This is a genomic window from Paenibacillus apis (assembly GCF_018333295.1).
Classification (GTDB): Bacteria; Bacillota; Bacilli; order Paenibacillales; family Paenibacillaceae; genus Fontibacillus; species Fontibacillus antibioticophila.
Map to the genome: position 1 here is coordinate 12,587 of NZ_BORS01000028.1, position 18,319 is coordinate 30,905.

Annotated in this window: 21 protein-coding genes and 1 tRNA gene; 19 read left to right on the top strand and 3 right to left on the bottom strand. The window is 49.4% G+C overall.

Features of this window, described 5'->3' with window-relative positions; genetic code table 11:
- Positions 1–2 precede the first annotated feature (2 nt).
- The 3 genes from mutM to KI362_RS24200 are packed head-to-tail and all read left to right on the top strand — an operon-like array spanning position 3 to position 1,998.
- Positions 3–839: a DNA-formamidopyrimidine glycosylase gene (gene mutM, locus KI362_RS24190; protein WP_301630849.1), complete on the top strand. Its 837-nt coding sequence runs from the start codon at positions 3–5 to the stop codon at positions 837–839.
- A gap of 5 nt (positions 840–844) precedes the next feature.
- Complete coding sequence (gene coaE, locus KI362_RS24195) at positions 845–1,438, top strand: dephospho-CoA kinase (protein ID WP_301630850.1); 594 nt, start codon at positions 845–847, stop codon at positions 1,436–1,438.
- Complete coding sequence (locus KI362_RS24200; protein WP_301630851.1) at positions 1,435–1,998, top strand: lytic transglycosylase domain-containing protein; 564 nt, start codon at positions 1,435–1,437, stop codon at positions 1,996–1,998. The genes coaE and KI362_RS24200 overlap by 4 nt, the downstream gene beginning before the upstream one ends.
- A gap of 82 nt (positions 1,999–2,080) precedes the next feature.
- On the opposite strand, the gene KI362_RS24205 is transcribed toward KI362_RS24200, so the two are convergent.
- On the bottom strand, positions 2,081–2,299 hold the full coding sequence (locus KI362_RS24205) for an alpha/beta-type small acid-soluble spore protein (protein WP_044477736.1): 219 nt from the start codon (positions 2,297–2,299) through the stop codon (positions 2,081–2,083).
- A gap of 101 nt (positions 2,300–2,400) precedes the next feature.
- Between KI362_RS24205 and nrdR the strand changes: the two genes are divergently transcribed.
- The 7 genes from nrdR to KI362_RS24240 all read left to right on the top strand — a co-directional run bounded on the left by nrdR (position 2,401) and on the right by KI362_RS24240 (position 7,655).
- Positions 2,401–2,871, top strand: coding sequence for a transcriptional regulator NrdR (gene nrdR / locus KI362_RS24210; protein WP_044477737.1), 471 nt, complete (start codon positions 2,401–2,403; stop codon positions 2,869–2,871).
- A 29-nt stretch (positions 2,872–2,900) separates the two neighbouring features.
- A complete protein-coding gene (locus tag KI362_RS24215) occupies positions 2,901–3,110 on the top strand; it encodes a hypothetical protein (RefSeq protein WP_301630852.1) in 210 nt (69 codons plus the stop codon).
- A 224-nt stretch (positions 3,111–3,334) separates the two neighbouring features.
- Positions 3,335–4,282: a phosphate ABC transporter substrate-binding protein gene (locus KI362_RS24220; protein WP_374705713.1), complete on the top strand. Its 948-nt coding sequence runs from the start codon at positions 3,335–3,337 to the stop codon at positions 4,280–4,282.
- 79 nt (positions 4,283–4,361) lie between these two features.
- The gene (gene pstC, locus KI362_RS24225) at positions 4,362–5,264 is read left to right on the top strand and encodes a phosphate ABC transporter permease subunit PstC (RefSeq protein WP_212942494.1); all 903 of its coding nucleotides are present in this window, start codon (positions 4,362–4,364) and stop codon (positions 5,262–5,264) included.
- The gene (gene pstA, locus KI362_RS24230; protein WP_044477740.1) at positions 5,261–6,148 is read left to right on the top strand and encodes a phosphate ABC transporter permease PstA; all 888 of its coding nucleotides are present in this window, start codon (positions 5,261–5,263) and stop codon (positions 6,146–6,148) included. The genes pstC and pstA overlap by 4 nt, the downstream gene beginning before the upstream one ends.
- Before the next feature lie 10 nt (positions 6,149–6,158).
- On the top strand, positions 6,159–6,917 hold the full coding sequence (gene pstB, locus KI362_RS24235) for a phosphate ABC transporter ATP-binding protein PstB (RefSeq protein ID WP_044477741.1): 759 nt from the start codon (positions 6,159–6,161) through the stop codon (positions 6,915–6,917).
- 102 nt (positions 6,918–7,019) lie between these two features.
- Entirely contained in the window at positions 7,020–7,655 is a 636-nt protein-coding gene (locus tag KI362_RS24240) for a DedA family protein (RefSeq protein ID WP_044477742.1), read from the top strand.
- A gap of 5 nt (positions 7,656–7,660) precedes the next feature.
- Here the strand turns inward: KI362_RS24240 and KI362_RS24245 are convergent, their stop codons facing one another.
- The gene (locus KI362_RS24245) at positions 7,661–7,879 is read right to left on the bottom strand and encodes a hypothetical protein (protein WP_049894772.1); all 219 of its coding nucleotides are present in this window, start codon (positions 7,877–7,879) and stop codon (positions 7,661–7,663) included.
- A gap of 158 nt (positions 7,880–8,037) precedes the next feature.
- On the opposite strand from KI362_RS24245, the gene KI362_RS24250 reads away from it, so the two are divergent.
- Positions 8,038–8,142, top strand: a complete 105-nt coding sequence (locus KI362_RS24250; protein ID WP_212942489.1) for a YjcZ family sporulation protein — start codon at positions 8,038–8,040, stop codon at positions 8,140–8,142.
- A gap of 364 nt (positions 8,143–8,506) precedes the next feature.
- The gene (locus KI362_RS24255) at positions 8,507–9,856 is read left to right on the top strand and encodes a lytic polysaccharide monooxygenase (RefSeq protein WP_301630853.1); all 1,350 of its coding nucleotides are present in this window, start codon (positions 8,507–8,509) and stop codon (positions 9,854–9,856) included.
- A 185-nt stretch (positions 9,857–10,041) separates the two neighbouring features.
- Here KI362_RS24255 and fabV read toward each other — a convergent pair whose 3' ends face one another.
- On the bottom strand, positions 10,042–11,235 hold the full coding sequence (fabV, locus tag KI362_RS24260; RefSeq protein ID WP_301630854.1) for an enoyl-ACP reductase FabV: 1,194 nt from the start codon (positions 11,233–11,235) through the stop codon (positions 10,042–10,044).
- Between the two features lie 202 nt (positions 11,236–11,437).
- On the opposite strand from fabV, the gene KI362_RS24265 reads away from it, so the two are divergent.
- The 7 genes from KI362_RS24265 (at position 11,438) to KI362_RS24295 (ending at position 17,980) form a co-directional block, all read left to right on the top strand.
- The gene (locus tag KI362_RS24265; RefSeq protein WP_301630855.1) at positions 11,438–12,184 is read left to right on the top strand and encodes a DeoR/GlpR family DNA-binding transcription regulator; all 747 of its coding nucleotides are present in this window, start codon (positions 11,438–11,440) and stop codon (positions 12,182–12,184) included.
- A 2-nt stretch (positions 12,185–12,186) separates the two neighbouring features.
- Positions 12,187–13,098 carry a 1-phosphofructokinase gene (gene pfkB / locus KI362_RS24270; RefSeq protein WP_301630856.1) on the top strand — a complete coding sequence of 304 codons (912 nt, stop codon included), beginning with the start codon at positions 12,187–12,189 and terminating at the stop codon, positions 13,096–13,098.
- A gap of 14 nt (positions 13,099–13,112) precedes the next feature.
- The gene (locus KI362_RS24275; RefSeq protein ID WP_301630857.1) at positions 13,113–15,158 is read left to right on the top strand and encodes a PTS fructose transporter subunit IIABC; all 2,046 of its coding nucleotides are present in this window, start codon (positions 13,113–13,115) and stop codon (positions 15,156–15,158) included.
- A 147-nt stretch (positions 15,159–15,305) separates the two neighbouring features.
- Positions 15,306–15,381: transfer RNA gene (locus tag KI362_RS24280), tRNA-Ala, on the top strand.
- Between the two features lie 136 nt (positions 15,382–15,517).
- Positions 15,518–15,964 (top strand): RrF2 family transcriptional regulator, encoded by a 447-nt coding sequence (locus KI362_RS24285; protein WP_301630858.1) that lies wholly within the window; start codon positions 15,518–15,520, stop codon positions 15,962–15,964.
- Positions 15,965–16,091: 127 nt separating this feature from the next.
- On the top strand, positions 16,092–17,525 hold the full coding sequence (locus tag KI362_RS24290; protein ID WP_301630859.1) for a DHA2 family efflux MFS transporter permease subunit: 1,434 nt from the start codon (positions 16,092–16,094) through the stop codon (positions 17,523–17,525).
- A gap of 23 nt (positions 17,526–17,548) precedes the next feature.
- Positions 17,549–17,980, top strand: a complete 432-nt coding sequence (locus tag KI362_RS24295) for a hypothetical protein (protein WP_301630860.1) — start codon at positions 17,549–17,551, stop codon at positions 17,978–17,980.
- Positions 17,981–18,319: the final 339 nt, after the last annotated feature.

Sequence of the window (18,319 nt, forward strand, 5' to 3'; positions counted from 1 at the left end):
AAATGCCGGAATTGCCGGAGGTCGAGACAGTCAGACGAACCCTGGCAGGGTTAATAGTCGGCAGAACGATTGAGAGGGTCTCGGTGCATCTGCCGCGAATTATTCAGCGGCCCGATGATGTCCGGGTGTTCGAAATGCAGCTTGCAGGCCGCAAGATCGAGGATGTGGGACGCAGAGGGAAGTTCCTCTTGATCCGAATGGACAACCTCGTTCTGGTATCTCATCTGAGAATGGAAGGGCGATACGGTCTTTATCAGAGCGGTGATCCGGTCGAAAAGCATATCCATGTCATCTTTCACTTTACAGACGGGATGGAACTCAGATATAAGGACGTACGTCAATTCGGAACCATGCATTTGTTTGCGCCGGGACAGGAGCTGATTAGCAAGCCGCTGGCCAAGCTGGGGTTGGAGCCGCTGGATGAATCCTTTACCTATGAAGCCTTTTGCCATGTAATTGCAGGGAGAACAACGAAGATAAAGCCAGCTCTGCTGAATCAGGAATACATTGTAGGCTTGGGCAATATTTATGTGGATGAGGCTTTGTTTCGGGCAGGTATTTATCCACAGTCTCAGGCGAACCATTTAAGTACGGAGCAGCTCCGGAGGTTATATGAGGCCATCTTGGCCACCTTATCGGAAGCCGTGCTTGCCGGAGGGTCTTCCATTAAATCCTATGTGAACGGACAAGGAGAGATGGGGATGTTCCAGCACAGTCTGAATGTGTATGGAAGACAGGGGCAGCCCTGTCCTGCTTGCGGACAACCTATCGAGAAGATTACGCTGGCCGGGCGGGGAACCCATTACTGCCCGGAATGCCAGCCTGCGGGAATGGAGTGAATGCTGTGAATATCGGACTTACGGGAGGCATTGCCACCGGCAAGAGTACCGTCTCACAAATGCTCGTTGCACGCGGCGCTGCATTGATTGATGCGGATGTGGTAGCCAGAAGAATCATGGAGCCCGGTCATCCTGTACTTGCAAAAGTTGTTGAAAGGTTTGGCGAAACCGTATTGCTGGCGGGTGGCCAATTAAATCGCAAACGGCTTGGAGAGATTGTGTTCTCGGACCCCGTGGAGCGGAAAGCGCTTGAGGACATTACGCATCCGGCGATTCGCAGGGAGATGAAGGCGGAACTGGATGCCTTGGAGCGGGAAAACCCTGAACGCCTGGTGGTTGCCGATATCCCCTTGCTATACGAGTCAGGACTTGAGAATTTGTACGAGGAGATTATGGTGGTCTATGTACCGCAGTCTCTCCAGTTGGAGCGTCTCATGCAACGGGATGCGTTGACGGTGCAAGAAGCAGAGCTAAGGCTTGCTGCACAGATGAATATCGAGGAGAAGAGAAGACGAGCGGATATTTTGATTGATAATAGCCGGAGTTATGAAGAGACCGAGAGTCAAATCGATGATTTCTGGCGGAGCCGGGTTTTATGAGGTGGCTGAGAAAAAAGAGAGTTCTGTTGATGTTGTTGTTAGGCTTTATCGTGATCCTGTTCTTTAATTCTTCTTGGTTGGCCTTATTCTATCCGATCTATTATAAGGAAGAAATCCGGACGCATGCAGGAACTTATGGACTGGACCCCCTGGTTGTAGCTGCGATTATTAAGGTAGAGACGAACTATAAGCCGGGGGCGGAATCTCCAAAGGGAGCGCTTGGCATTATGCAGATCATGCCGGATACAGCGGATTGGGTTGTACAGAAGGCGAAGATGGATGAAGTGGAATTGAGCAGGGTGAAAGAAGAAAGCGGCTTGAATATACAGATTGGAACTTGGTACTTGGACTGGTTAGGCGATCAATTTGATGGCAATATGATTGCTATGATTGCTGCCTATAACGCCGGTCCGACGAATGTGAAGAATTGGCTCAAAAGCGGCCGTTGGGACGGCAAGCTGGAGACTGCGAAGAATATTCCGTTTGGTGAGACAAGGCACTATGTGCAGCGGGTTGCACATTATTACAAGCAATATTCAAGGATCTATTCGGATTTCTGATCTGGGAAGTTTAAAAAAAGGAAGCACAAGAAGGCATTCGCCATCTGTGCTTCCGTGCTCGTTCAGAAGTTATATTTGTCCGTTATTTAAATTGACCTGCCAATTGTTGTTCGGCCAGAGTCACCAGACGTTTTGTAATATAACCACCGATCGAACCGTTTTCGTAAGAGGTCAAGTTACCAGCGTAACCGTCTTGCGGGAAAGCAATGCCCAGCTCTTGAGCAACCTCATATTTCATTTGCTCCAGCGCTCCGGAAGCTTGCTTCACCACCAGGTTATTAGATGAATTGTTTTGGGCCATGTTGTTGTTCACCTCCTTGAGTTGGTAACAGTATTATGCTCGGCAAGCGTGAAGTTCATTACTGAATCTTACAGTTATATATTGGAAAGGAGCAGAAGACCTTGAAATGTCCTTATTGCGACTACCTTGGAACGAAGGTGCTGGATTCCCGCCCGGCCAATGAAAATCGCTCGATTCGCCGGCGGCGTGAATGTGAGAAGTGCAATCGCCGCTTTACTACCTTTGAAATGGTTGAAGAAATGCCGCTTATTGTGATTAAGAAGGACGGAAGCCGGGAAGAATTTAGCAGGGAGAAGATGCTGCGCGGTCTGATCCGGGCTTGCGAGAAGCGTCCGGTCTCGGTGGAACAATTGGAGTCGATTGTATCGGAGGTCGAACGCTCCATGCGTCAATCTGCGAATGCTGAAGTAGAGAGCCGCGGGATCGGAGAGCTGGTCATGGAGCAGCTCTATCCGGTAGACGAAGTGGCTTATGTTCGTTTTGCATCTGTGTACAGACAGTTTAAGGACATCAATATGTTCATGAAGGAACTGAAGGGCCTGCTGTCTAAAAATACGGATGATGAGTCCTGAGCATTAATGTAATGAGGTGAGTAATCGAGATGAAGGAAGATTCCGCTTCCATCTTGAAATCGTTAACACCGGCAGGCCTCGCTATTGGCTTCTTGGCGGGGACCACCCTGGGCAGCAGTGTGTCTTTCCTGATGGAGTTGCAGCCAAGCCGGCTTGTTCTGACTGTAGCTCTCTTAGGGTTGACAGGAGCCGTTCTTGGCTTGGGAGCCGCCGCCTGCATAAGACGCTGCATCACTTAGCAGCATAGATTCTATAATCACAAAAAAGGATTTGACCGAACCCGTTTTCGGTCAAATCCTTTTTTGCATTCAGCTACAGTTCAACCTGATATAAAAGTTGAAGCAAAAACATCGCGGAATGACGTATGAATTTTTTACATTGCGTTAACATAACCAATACACGACCTTTATACTTGCTTCTTATAATCGATATTGTACAAACAAATAAGGGGGAAACCTGAATCATGAAGAAAAGTTTGATGTTGGTTATGACGATTTTATTGACTGTAACACTTGCAGCATGTGGACAAGGCTCGAACAACACAGCTTCGAATACGCCTGATACGTCGTCCAATACCGGCAGCACAAATAATACAGCAAATGAAGCACCTGAACAAACAGAAGAATTGAGCGGCTCCATTCTTGCAGTAGGCTCTTCCGCACTGCAACCGCTTGTTGATGAAGCTTCCAAGAAGTTTATGGATCTGAATCCTAAAGTATCGATTCAAGTCCAAGGCGGCGGCAGCGGTACTGGCTTGACTCAAGTCTCCGGCGGCCAAGCAGATATCGGTAACTCCGACGTATTTGCAGAAGAGAAGCTTGAAGCAGGACCGGCTGCAGAGCTGGTTGACCATCAAGTAGCTGTAGTAGCCATGGCGGCAGTTGTTAATCCTGCAGTAGGCGTGGATAACCTGACCAAAGATCAATTGGTTAAAATCTTCTCGGGTGAAGTGAAGAACTGGAGTGAAGTCGGCGGTTCAGATCAAGCGATCCAAATCGTAAACAGACCATCGAGCTCCGGTACGCGTGCTACTTTTGAAAAATATGCATTGGGTACAAAGACAGAAGATCTTGAAGGATCCATCCAAGAGGATTCCTCGGGTACCGTAAAAAAGCTGGTTGCTGAAACTCCTGGCGCGATCGGTTACCTGGCTCTTTCTTACCTGGATGACTCCGTAAAGACTGTGAAATATGAAGGCGTTGAAGCAAATGAAGAGAATGTAACAAATGGCAGCTATCTGGTGTGGGCATACGAGCATATGTATACAAAAGGTGAGCCAACTGGAGCTGTCAAGGCGTTCCTCGACTTCATGGTTTCCGAAGCAGTTCATGAGGATATCGTCGAACTTGGCTACATTCCGATTTCGAAAATGCAAGTAACACGTGATGTTGACGGCAACATCACCAAATAAATAATTGCCTACAACAACATAAGGCCAGCAAAGAGGCGAGCATTCGCCTCTTTCTGTGCTGAACAAAGGGAGAGGTACTATGGCTCGTTCCAACGATAGCCGCAGAGTGAAACAGCATATCATCGAAGAATGGACAGGGAAAATTCTGACTTCCTTGTGTATCGTTCTATTAGTCGTGACCATTTTTTCTATGGTCTATTTTGTTGCGACTAAGGGACTGAGCTCATTTTTCAAGAATGGAATCAGCTTGGCTGAGATGCTCGGGGGGACCTCGTGGAAGCCGGAAGGAGAACCGCCGATGTTCGGTGCCCTGCCGTTCATATTCGGTTCCTTTGCGACTTCTATGCTTGCGGCGCTAATCTCTGCTCCGCTGAGTATCTGCGGGGCTCTGTTCATGGTGGAAATTATGCCGAACCTGGGGAAAAAGGTGCTCCAGCCAGCAATTGAACTACTCGCCGGGATTCCTTCCGTTGTCTATGGATTCGTCGGACTGAGTGTCATTGTCCCCTTTTACCGGAATATATTTCCGGGACAAGGTCTCGGGATTTTGGCAGGTGCTTCCGTATTGTCTGTCATGATTCTGCCTACGATGACTTCGATTGCTACAGACGCGCTTCGGGCTCTGCCATCTGGTCTGAAGGAAGGCTCCTACGCGCTTGGCGCAACCCGGTGGCAGACGCTTTCGCGAACGGTCATTCCCACTACGCTTCCTGCCTTGATGACAGGAGTCGTGCTTGGAATGGCACGTGCATTCGGCGAGGCGCTCGCTGTGCAGATGGTTATCGGGAACGCGCCGCATATTCCGAATTCCTTGTTCCAATCTACCTCCACACTTACCAGTGTAATCACGCTAAGCATGGGGAACACGGTTATGGGTACGATTCAGAACAATGTCCTGTGGACGCTTGCTCTGATTCTGTTGCTGATGACCTTCGTCTTCGTCTTCGTTGTACGTTGGCTTGAAAGGAGAGCAATTCGATGAGTGCGAAAACAGTAGACAAAATTGCAACAGGAGTCATCATATTATTTGCTGGCATCATTGTTCTCATTATGGTGGGCTTGCTAGGATTTATATTGGTACGAGGACTTGGTCATATCAGCTTTGACTTCCTGACTTCTCCGCCAGAGACGATCCGTGAAGGCGGAGGAATCGGGCCGCAGTTGTTCAATTCCTTATTCTTGTTGGTGCTGACACTTATTATTACGGTCCCGCTCGGTTTAGGCGCCGGCATCTATATGAGTCAATATGCCAAGCCGGGAAGGGTGACAGACTCGATTCGCCTGATTGTTGAAGTGCTCTCTTCCTTCCCGTCGATCGTTGTAGGTTTGTTTGGTCTCCTTGTCTTTGTAAATACGTTTGGCTTCGGATTCTCCTTGTTCTCCGGTGCGCTAGCCCTGACGGTCTTTAACCTGCCATTGATGGTGCGCATTACCGAGCAAGGCTTGGCAAGTGTTCCGCTGGCACAGAAGGAAGCCAGTCTGGCCCTGGGGTTGTCCAAATGGAAAACGATCCGGTCGGTTATGCTTCCGATTGCTCTCCCTGTTATTCTGACGGGAACCATTCTGGCCGCCGGACGTGTGTTTGGCGAAGCGGCAGCCTTGTTATTTACGGCCGGGATGAGCAGCCCGCGTCTTGACTTTACCGACTGGAATCCGTTCAGCCCGATGTCTCCCTTGAATCCGTTCCGTCCTGCCGAGACGCTGGCTGTTCATATCTGGAAGGTTAACTCGGAAGGGCTCGCCCCTGATGCGCCTGAAATTGCAGCCGGTGCTTCAGCCGTACTGATTCTGACGGTTCTGTTGTTTAACCTGTTGGCCCGCTTTGTCGGACGTCAGCTCCAAAAGAAATTTACGGCATCAAGATAGGAGGATACCCATGCGTAATATTGTTATGTCTACGAAGGATTTAAATGTATTTTATGGAGAAAAGCATGCGGTTAAAAGCCTCTCGCTTGACTTTGCAACCAAGGAAGTCACAGCGCTTATCGGGCCTTCGGGCTGCGGGAAGTCTACATTTCTGCGCAGTCTGAACCGGATGAACGACTTGATTGCGGATGCGCGAATCACCGGAGAGATTCGGATTGGGGATGAGGATATTAACCATCCCAAGACAGACGTGGTCCTGCTGCGCCAAAAGATCGGCATGGTGTGGCAAAGACCGAATCCTTTTCATAAATCGATCTATGAAAATATTGCCTTCGGTCCGCGTTACCACGGGATCCGAGACAAAAGGAAGCTGGATGAGATCGTGGAAAGCTCTCTGCGCAAGGCTGCGCTCTGGGAGGAAACCAAGGACCGTTTGAACCGTTCGGCATTATCGCTCTCGGGGGGACAACAGCAACGATTGTGCATTGCGAGATCGATCGCTGTAAGTCCGGACATCATCCTGATGGATGAGCCCGCTTCCGCCCTGGACCCGGTATCCAGCGCCAAAGTCGAGGAATTGATTGCCGAACTGAAGCAGGAGTATTGTATTGTGATCGTCACCCATAATATGCAGCAAGCAGCCCGGGTGTCGGATTATACCGCTTTCTTCCTGATGGGAGAGATGGTGGAGTACGGGGCAACAGATCAAATTTTCACCAATCCTGAAGATAAACGAACCCATGATTATATTTCGGGCAGGTTCGGTTAAGCTCATTTTATAACTAGACATTTGGAACATGGATGAAATTGGAGTAATATAGGGATGGTGCTTGTACGCACCATATCCCATACATAACAGGAGACGTCATCCATGAACATACTGGAGTGGATTGAGGAGATGTTCCGCAGCTACGGCTATTTTGTGCTGTTGTGCGGGCTTCCTCTGGATTTTATCGCTCTTCCGATCCCGCCGGGACAAACGACACTCACCTATACCGGTTATTTGGCTTTTAAGGGAACGCTTGAATTGCTGCCGGCTATCCTGGTTGCTTATGCAGGATCAGTTATAGGTATAACGGTTACCTATCTGATTGGACATCATGTAGGCGCACCGCTGGTTCAACAATACGGAAAATGGTTCTTGATCAAGCCGTCTCACCTGGAGCGAACGCGGAGAACATATGATAAATACGGAAATAAAATGCTGTTTATCAGCTTCTTCATTCCGGGAGTCAGACAGCTCTTCGGTTATTTTGTAGGAATAATAAAGATTCCCTACAGAACCTTTGCTTTGTATGCTTACCCCGGAGCCCTGATTTGGGTCACTGCCTTTATCGGCATTGGCTACATCTTTGGAGAGCAATGGCATTTGGTTATACGTCTGGTCGAGAAGTATCTGGCCTTCTTCTTTGGGGGAGTGTTCATCTTGATCGTGCTTTTACTGGCGATGAGATGGAGAAAGTGGAAGCGATGGCAGTTGCGCCGAACCGAGGTCGACAAGAAATGAGCGAATTAAGTGAAAAAGTCAGTTAATGCGCTCTGCCCTTTGTTTGCGCCTGCTTCCTGTTGTAATTTAATTAGCGATAGAAATGAAAAAAATTCGCCCAGCGTAGTAAGACCGGCTGCGATGATTGCAAGATCATCGGCGGACAAGTCGCTAAGGACAATTTCTTTGTTTTTTCCTGGGCTATTATTCGTGCTTCTGATACCTGCCTTTTTTCTGCCGGCCAAATGTACCACCCGCTTAAGATCATCTTGTTCTATGATGTATGTTATGCTCGCCGGAGATAGATGCAATGGGCAGGCCTGAAATATAGGCACCCCCGTGCCGTGACAATTAGTTAGGGCCCTTAATATGATACCCTATACTGATGTGAGGAGGGGAAAGCATGTCGGGATGCAATGAAGTTGGCGTTGGAGGACTTTGGACATCCACAGGTGTAATTCTTGTGTTGTTTATCCTGCTGGTGATTATCTCCAGAACATTCGTATAACTTTAAGAATTTGCATGCAAGAGCACTGCTAACGGCAGTGCTCTTTGCTATTTCATTATATTGTCAAAAGACATAGAAGTTCTGATAAATAACAACAATATATTACATTTAACAATGATTTCCTATTTCTTTTCACACAAAAGACACAGAGGTCGTTATAATGAATGTTGAGGGATAATTTACTTTTTATTCCTATATATCGCACTATTTCCACTTTTATTTGCAGCAAATAACCTTCGCTCCTATCCCTTAAGTGATTAAGAAGAGGAGGTGAACACAAAAGCAGATTCAGTTTAATTGGACAAGCAGGGAGTATTTCGTTCAGGTGATGTTCGTTTTCAAAAAAATGAAGGAGGGATTTCTAATGACTGAAACTCGTTATACCCGTTCATTGTATTTGAAGGCACTTGGTTCACTCGGAGTTCTCCTCTTTGCATGTATCTGTATGTTTGTGCTTGCCGAGAAGGCATCCGCACATGGATATGTTGAATCCCCAGGGAGTCGGGCTTACTTATGCAAGCTGGGCCAGAACAGTGATTGCGGCGCTGTGATATATGAACCTCAGAGTCTGGAGGCACCGAAGGGATTCCCTGCGGCCGGTCCGGCAGATGGCAAGATTGCCAGTGCTGGCGGAATATTCCCTAAGCTCGACGAACAATCGTCAAGTCGCTGGACCAAGGTTAACATGACTGCTGGCCAGAATACATTCACCTGGACTTTAACCGCTCCCCATGCTACTTCAAGCTGGAAATACTATATCACGAAGCCCGGCTGGAACCCGAACGCACCATTAACGCGCGATTCATTCGACTTGACGCCGTTCCACTCCGTCAATTATGGAGGAGTTCAGCCTCCGTATACGTACTCGGACACGATGAATGTGCCTGCTCGGACAGGCTACCATGTTATCCTGGCGGTATGGGAAATTGCGGATACAGCAAATGCCTTCTACAATGTCATTGATGTAAACTTTGGAGGAAGCAACCCCGTGGATAATCAGGCTCCGACAGCACCAGGGAACCTGACCTATTCTAACGTGACCTCGACGACGGCATCCCTCTCCTGGTCGGCTGCGACGGATAATGTCGGTGTGACTGGTTATCGGATCTACCGGGGAACTACTCAGATCGGCTCGGTATCGGGTTCGGTTCTTAGCTATACGGCAACCGGGCTCAGTCCGGCTACAGCTTATACCTTCCAGGTCAAAGCCATTGATGCAGCGGGGAATCTGTCCGCCGGCAGTAATACAGTCAGCTTGACGACCGGAACGGCGGCCCCGGATACGCAAGCGCCGACTGCTCCAGGTAATCTCCATGTGATGGGGACGCCTACGGCTTCCAGTGTGCAGCTGATGTGGAATGCGGCTACAGATAATGTAGGGGTGACCGGCTATAAGGTGTATCGCGGCGCCAATCTTGTCGCGACTTTATCCGGCACGACAACTTCATACACGGTAACTGGCTTATCCGCCAATACAACGTACTCTTTTACAGTTAAAGCGATAGACGCAGCAGGTAATGAATCAGCGGCAAGCAATCCGGTCAGCGCCACAACGGCTTCTGCATCCAGCGCTCAGCCATGGGCTGCCGGAGTAGCCTATGCGGTCGGAGATCTTGTCAGCTACAATGGCAGCACCTACGAATGCCGCCAGGCGCATACTTCATTGACAGGCTGGGAGCCTAACGTTGTTCCCGCCCTCTGGCTGCTGAAATAAGGTAATAGGGCTGTCCCAAAGGCCTCCAGCGAAAATCTAAAATACGCTAGGAAACAGACGAGAAAATGTTTGCGATCGCTGTCGTTCGCTGATTTCAAACAGGAAGAGGCCTCCCAAAAGCTTACGGGAGGCCTGTTTGCATTAAGAGACTCCTACTGCATAGAACTTCTTGCTTTCCGTTGTCATTAAGATATTACATTTCGTACTGCAACCTCAGGATCACAATCCGCTTCATAATCCACGCCATCTGTCTCAAAGCCGAATAATTGGAAGAATTCCTTGCGGAAGCCTTCAAGGTCCGTAAGCTGAAATACATTACTTGTCTCCAGCTCTGCCCAAATACGGCTTACCTCTTCTTGGATATCTCCTCGCATCTCCCAATCATCCAGGCGAATCCGCTCCAGTGAATCAACAGGCACCGATCCGTCTGTGTAGAGACGCTCTGTGAATAAGCGAACCATCTGCTCAATCGTGCCTTCGTGAAGACCATGCTCCTTCATCGTCTTGTATAAGACCGACATATATAACGGCACTACCGGAATTGCGGAGCTGGATTGCGTGACGAGTGCTTTGGTCACTGCGACATAGGCGCCGCCTCCACCGGCAGACAGCTGCTCGTGAAGCTCTCTGGCGGTTTGCTCCAAATGATCCTTAGCTTTGCCGATGGTGCCTTCACGGTAAATAGGCTGAGTGATCTGAGAGCCTATGTAGGAGAAGGCTATCGTAACGGCATGCGGAGCCAGGACCTCGGCATCATTAAGGACCTTAATCCAATCCTGCCAGTCCTCGCCGCCCATCACTTTTACCGTGTGTTCAATTTCTTGCTCCGATGCAGGGTCAAGCGTAACCAGGCTGACTTCTCCTGTATGGAAATTAACAGTCTTGTTCGTGTAGCTCTGCCCTATCGGCTTCAGCACAGAGGTGTAGGTTTCTTCTGTCTTGGGATCGTACCGGCGGGCAGTGGCAACACTGTAAATGATCAAATCCACCTGTCCCAATTCCCGGGCAATGACTTCTGCGGTCTTCTGTTTGGTCTCGGGGGTGAATGCATCTCCAGTCACGCTGAAGGAACGAAGTCCTGCGGCATGGGCAGCTTCCTCAAAGGCTGCTGAATGATACCATCCGGCGGACGCCGTCCGTGAACCGCTTGCTGTACTTGGGCGATATACGCCGATGGTATTGGCCCCTGCGCCAAAAGCGGCCACAATCCTGGAGGCTAGGCCATATCCGGTTGAGGCGCCGATGACGAGAACATTTTTTGGGCCGGAAATTCTTGGACGCTGTTGTACATACTCGATTTGCTGCTGCACCTGACGGGCACATCCCTCCGGATGAGCAGTCGTACAAATAAATCCCCGGGTACGTGGTTTTATTATCATATAGAAGGTCGATCCTTTCTTTACCTGATGGAAGCTATTTCAAATTTGGAGAATCCTTGTTCTATTGTAACATGCCTTTTAAGTGAGCAATAGAGTTCAGAAAACGTTCGAATTCGTTAGAAATGATTTTGATTATTTGTGATTGATTTTGAACGAATATGTGTTAAGATATAGATCGAATGATGGGGTTGGAGGGAATGTCATGCTGACAGAAGAGCGTTATGCGATAATTATAGAGCGCTTGCAACAGCGGGGAATTGTTAAGCTTCAGGAGCTGGTAGAGCTGCTCGGGACATCGGAATCAACCGTTCGTCGTGATCTTGTTGACCTGGAGGAGCAAGGGATGTTGCGGCGAATTCATGGCGGGGCAGCACTCCCGAAGGATAACCGTCAGGAGCCCGGAATGAATGAGAAAACATTCAAAAACATTCAAGAAAAGGACTTGATTGCCCGTCGGGCGGCCAGACAGCTTCGTGATGGCGATTGTATTTTTCTAGATGCGGGTACTACTACTTTAAAGATGATTTCCTATATAGAAGCGGAGCAGGTGACGGTGGTTACAAACGGGTTATCCCATGTGGAGGCGCTCGTGGGTAAGAACATTCGCAGTTATTTGCTGGGCGGGATGATGAAGATGCATACCAAGGCCGTGATCGGAAGTATGGCTATGCAAAACATGGAGCAGTTCCGGTTTGATAAATGCTTTCTGGGAGCCAATGGGGTGGATGCCCAAATGGGGTATACTACACCTGATCCGGAGGAGGCGCTTATCAAGCGCAGGGCGAAAGAGCTGTCGGGAGCAGCCTTTATTCTTGCAGATTCCAGCAAGCTTGGCGAGGTGCTATTTGCCCGGATGTTCGATCTTGATGATGCTTATCTCATTACAGACGCTGTTCCGGATGCGTTAAGGGAATCATTAACTCACAAAACTAAAATAATTGAGGGATAGCCATGATCTATACAGTAACATTGAACCCGTCTATTGATTACATCGTTCATGTGGATGGACTACAGCTGGGAGAACTGAACCGCATGCAGAGCGATCTTAAGCTCCCCGGGGGCAAGGGGATCAATGTATCGCGCATCCTTAGCAGGCTTGGTGTGGAAAATACGGCACTAGGCTTTTTAGGCGGTTTTACAGGAGATTTTCTCAAGGAAACCCTGGCCTCGGAGAACATCACGACAGATTTTGTTCAGGTTACAGGGGATACCCGGATTAATATCAAGCTCAAGCATGGGGAAGAGACCGAAATTAACGGTCAGGGTCCCACGATTACTCCCGAGGAGGCGGATGAGCTGTGCCGGAAATTGGATTCACTCGCTGTCGGCGATATTGTCGTGCTGTCCGGAAGCGTACCTTCCTCACTGGGAGGTATGTACTATGACCGGCTGATTGAAGCTTGCGGCAGGATAGGCGTTCGTTTTGTACTGGATACAACGGGGGAAGCGATGCTGCGGGGTGTCTCGCACAGGCCCCTATTGATCAAGCCGAACCATCATGAACTGGCAGAGCTGTTCAATGTTGAAATCAACTCGATCGATCAAATTATCTATTACGGCAAAAAGCTGCAGGAGCAGGGGGCCGAGCATGTTCTCGTCTCGATGGCGGGAGATGGCGCGGTCCTGATTACTAAAGAGGGAGTCTACCGCTCCAATGTTCCTCAAGGGACTGTCCGCAATTCGGTCGGTGCCGGAGATTCGATGATCGCAGGGTTTGTGGGAGCATGGGCTCAAGGCGGAGATGTGATGGAAGCATTTGCTACAGGGGTTGCGTGCGGAAGCGCCACGGCATTCTCTGATGACTTGGCGGAGACAGAACTGATTCATAAGCTGCGCAAGCAAGTTGAAATCAAATTTGTTTAGGAGGGGTAAGCCGAATGAAAATCACGGATCTGATGCTCAAAGAGACGATGATCATGAATCTGCAGGCAACAACGAAAGAAGCGGCATTGAATGAGTTGATTGCGAGTCTGTCGGCCAGCGGCCGGATCAATGATGCTGTGGAATTCAAGCAGGCGATATTAAGACGGGAGGGCGAATCAAGCACCGGAATTGGCGGCGGAATTGCGATGCCGCATGCCAAGACGAAGGCGGTTAATGAGGCAACGGTCGTCTTTGCGAAGAGTGCCCAAGGTGTTGATTTTGAGGCCCTGGACGGGGAGCCCGCGTACCTGTTCTTCATGATCGCAGCGCCGGACGGTGCGGGAAATACACATATGCGGACCTTGGCTTCGCTTTCCCGGCTATTGATCGACAGTGACTTCATCCAGCAACTGATGAACACATCGTCACCGGAAGAAGTGACCCGATTGTTCGATGAAAGACAGAGTGCAGAGGAAGCAGCGAAGGCAGCGAAAGAAAACGAAAAGCCTGAGACGGATGCACACAATGCAGGAGGTACGCCGGCCACGGTTGCGGGTGTGACCCAAGTAACCGACACGGCCAAAGCAGTCGGCGATGCTGTGACTGTGATATCTACAGATGCGGATCGTGATAGTGGCGATCATCGTGAAGAACCGTTCGTCATTGCCGTGACGGCATGTCCGACGGGGATCGCCCATACGTTCATGGCAGAGGATGCCTTGAAGAAGAAGGCCAAAGAAATGGGCGTGAATATCCGTGTCGAGACGAACGGTTCTGAAGGCGCAGGCAATGTACTGACCGCTGAGGAGATTCGCCGGGCGAAGGGGGTTATCGTCGCCGCTGACAAGAAGGTGGATATGGACCGCTTTGATGGAAAGCCGGTGCTTCAACGTCCGGTCAGTGACGGAATCCGCAAGCCGGAGGAGTTAATCCGTAAAGCCGTGAACGGTGAAGCTCCAATTTACCGGAGTGCAGGAGCAGGCGGTCAAGCTGAAGCGGATAAAGATGGGAAGACCAGTGTAGGCAGCAAAATCTACAAGGATCTGATGAACGGTGTTTCCCATATGCTTCCGTTTGTAGTTGGCGGCGGGATTCTACTGGCCTTATCCTTCCTGTTCGAGCAGGTTCTGGGAAGTGACCATCCGCTGGTTACGCTGTTGATGGCGATCGGCGGAGGCGATGGTGCGTTTCATTTCCTGATTCCGGTGCTCGCAGGCTTTATTGCCATGAGTATCGGCGATCGTCCGGCGCTCATGCCGGGGATGGTCGGCGGCCTGATGGCGGTAGGCGCCAATGCGGGCTTCCTTGGCGGTCTGGCGGCGGGCTTCCTTGCCGGTTATGTCGTCATTGGTTTGAGAAAAGTGTTTGCAGGTCTGCCTAAAACGCTGGAAGGCTTGAAGCCGATCCTGCTCTATCCGATCTTCGGTCTGTTGGTTACGGGTGCGATTATGCATTATCTGTTCGGGCCATTCTTCAGCTGGATTAATGAGGGCATGATCAACGCACTGAATAATCTTGGCACAGGCAATATGGTGTTGCTGGGCGTGCTGCTTGGCGGTATGATGGCGATCGATATGGGCGGGCCGTTCAATAAGGCCGCGTATACCTTCGCAATCGGTGTCTTCACTTCCAGCGGCAACACGAATGGCATGATGATGGCAGCCGTTATGGCCGGAGGGATGGTTCCTCCGCTTGCGATTGCCCTGGCCACGACATTGTTCAAGAACAAGTTCACCGCCCAGGAGCGCCAGTCCGGCTTGACGAACTATGTGCTTGGCTTCTCCTTTATTACGGAGGGAGCCATTCCGTTCGCCGCTGCCGATCCGCTGCGGGTATTGACGACAAGCATTATCGGCGCAGGGATTGCCGGCGGATTGACCCAATGGTGGGGAATCAATATTCCGGCTCCGCATGGCGGTATTTTCGTAGCGGCCCTGGCGAACCATGCCCTGCTGTTCCTGCTCGCCGTGGTCATTGGTGCGGTAATATCCGGCTTGGCGTTCGGACTATGGAAGCGACCGCTGGTAGGCGCGGAAAAACTGGCCGCACCGGGAAAATAATTTGAAGGATGTACGATAGAACTGCCGATGGTAAAGCGTGAGGAGACGCTGTCTGTCGGCAGTTTTTTTACACATATACTTCTTGACAAGTTATGAAGGATTTTATATACTCAAAGGGTCGCTGTGAAACCAGCGTTAACTAAATAAGGGGCCTTAGCTCAGCTGGGAGAGCGCATCGCTGGCAGCGATGAGGTCAGGGGTTCGATCCCCCTAGGCTCCACCAACACCTAACACTAAACGGCAGAGATGCCGTTTTTTTGTATTTACTACGGAGTGCTGTGTGTCGCTTATTAAGGAAATAGCATACTGGCATCGGTCGATATCTGCTGTTACAATAGAATCTAATGAGGTGACGTCTAATGCCAACTGAAAAATATACACCAACAGCAACGCCCAAATGGTTGGGCTATGCCCTTCAGTCACTCGTGTTCATGTCAGGCCAGCAAAAGTCGCATTGTGCCAGCAATGAAATTGCTGAACATGTTTGCAGTGAAGCCACGTTAACGCGCCGCGTCCTGTCCCGACTGGTCAAGGCGGGAATCGTTGAGGCGAGAGAAGGGCGGGAGGGTGGATATGCCCTTCACAGAAAACCGGAGGATATCTCTTTTGCTGATGTATACCGGGCGATTCAGATGGTTGAGCCGCTTTATGCGGGTTTGCTTGATACAACCATCAGCGGGCCTTTTGCCGAAGAAACCCGGGAAATGTTCACCACCGTGATTAATGAGTCGGAAAAACAGTTAATTCAGGTTTTAGAGCGGCATACAATAGCGGACTTGATCAAGAAAATCAACGAGGGAAATTAAAATAACCTTAAACATAAACTGTGATTGACGAAAACACAGTTTATGAATATAATGTAACTCGAGATATCTCATTTTTTTGCCTTTAACTATGATTTTATAAATCACAGTAAATGAAAGGAGGATTCATTTGACCGACATTCAGCCCTTTTCCATACGAATGATTATCGCTCCATTAATTGCCGTTGTCATTGGCATGGTGATGGTCATACTGGATAGCACCATTGTTAATGTTGCTTTTCCAAAGTTTCAACAGGAGTTTGAGAGTACTTTGGCTGTCGTTCAGTGGACGTTCACCAGCTATACTCTGGCATTGTCTGCTGTTATTCCCCTTGCAGGCTGGATGACGGACAAATTTGGAGCTAAGCGTATTTTTTTGACAACCGTTGCGCTCTTTACCGTGGGATCCGTACTATGCGGTATGGCACAAACCATTGAACAATTGATTATTTTCCGAATTGTGCAAGGACTTGGCGGAGGCATGGTTGCTCCGATTGGCATGGCAGTGATTTACCGGTTGACGCCGCCCCATAAGATAGGGACAGTCATGGGTGTGCTGGGCATTCCTATCCTGATTGCTCCTGCGTTCGGTCCTGTATTATCAGGTTGGCTTCTAGATTATGTATCTTGGCAATGGATCTTTCTCATTAATCTGCCGATTGGCATTATAGCCATTGCGGTAGGGATGAAATACTTGCCGGTCTTTCCGCAGGTTGAAGTGCCAAAGTTGGATAAGCTTGGGATGATACTGGCTCCGGTGGCTTTCTCCATGCTGGCCTTTGGAGTAGCCGAAGGGACTACAGACTGGACGTCCGCCCGTACTGTGATTGCTCTTACTGTCGGATCGGCGGCATTGTTCGGATTGATTGTAACAGAACTGCGGCACAGGCAGCCTTTGCTTGAATTGCGTGTGTTCAAATCTTCTGATTTTACACGAGGTATTCTGCTTTTATGGCTTGTGCAAATCGCATTGTTTGGCGTTATGGTCCTGTTTCCGGTATATCTCCAGACTGTTCGGGGCTATTCGTCACTTGATACGGGATTGATAATGCTGGCTCAAGCGGTCGGTTCGATCCTTTTCACACCTGTTGGGGGGCGTATGTTTGACAAGGTGGGCGCCCGTCCGCTGGCGCTGATTGGTTTAACCGCCGTATCGGCTGCGCTATTTTGGCTATCGCAAGTTTCACCGGAGGCCGGACTGTCGATGCTATTGCTGCCCTTGTTTATGATTGGCTCCGGTATGGGGCTTATTATGATGGCGCTAAATACTCATGTTCTCAATTCCGCTCCACGTTCTCTTGTCGGAAGAGTCACTTCACTCACTACCGCAGCGCAGCATGTAGTAACATCTTTGGCGGTAGCGGGTCTTACGGGATTTCTTGCCTATCGATTGAATGAGACGACCATGAATGTGGAACTGCAAAATATTGCCGCAGCTTATAGTGATACGTTTCTATTGACTGCTATATTGGCAGCCGCAGGTATCGCTCTCAGTCTTGCACTGCGGAAGCCACAGCTTCTTGATCCAGCAGTTCCGACACAAGTAGATGATACCCATAAGTGAACAAAAGAGAGGAGTTGCTTGTCATGCAGACAACGACACAACAACAGATAGCCAGGTCCGTTACGATAGGCAGAACATTGATAGCGGGTTCGGCGGCAGGAGTTATTTCAGCCATTGCAGCTAATCTGCTGGCCTGGGGAATTATCGCGGCCAATGACTTTGAATTCGAAATGTTAAACGGGGTTTCGATTACACTATCCGCATTTTTCGCTAATGTAATAGGGGCATTGATTTATCGTGTTTGGCTAAAGAAATCGTCTCGGGTAGTGATATACTATGCAATCTTGAGTTTGGCAATGGCTGTATTGATGACCGTCAACACGGCCTCAAATCCGATGGAGCCTCATATTGGAGCTGTGGCGAATCCGCTGCATTTTGCAGTCGCGTTATTATCGTTGGTGTTAATCCCGAAATTCATGCAGCGCGCTGCTGCGGCAGTGTCGAAAAAAGGTTAGCAGCCGGGCCGTGCGAAGATAATGACCATTCTGGGAGAGCGCTCCACTGGCAGCGATGAGGTCAGGGATTCGATCACCCTGGGCTCCATATCAATGAAAAATTCCGGTCCGAATGGATCGGGGTTTTTCGTTTTAATGATTGCTAAACCGGGAAATTCAAACGGGAGCCCGAACTGAACCTGAACCCTAGGTACGCCAGCTCCCCATTTTTCCTAGTTATAATGAACGAAACCGACATCCTAATTGCTACTACGTAGGTTAATTGTGGAAATAATGAGAAGTAAGCTCAACCCATTGGACTTTCCACAATCAGAGCTATAAAACAAAAAGGAGTCGGTC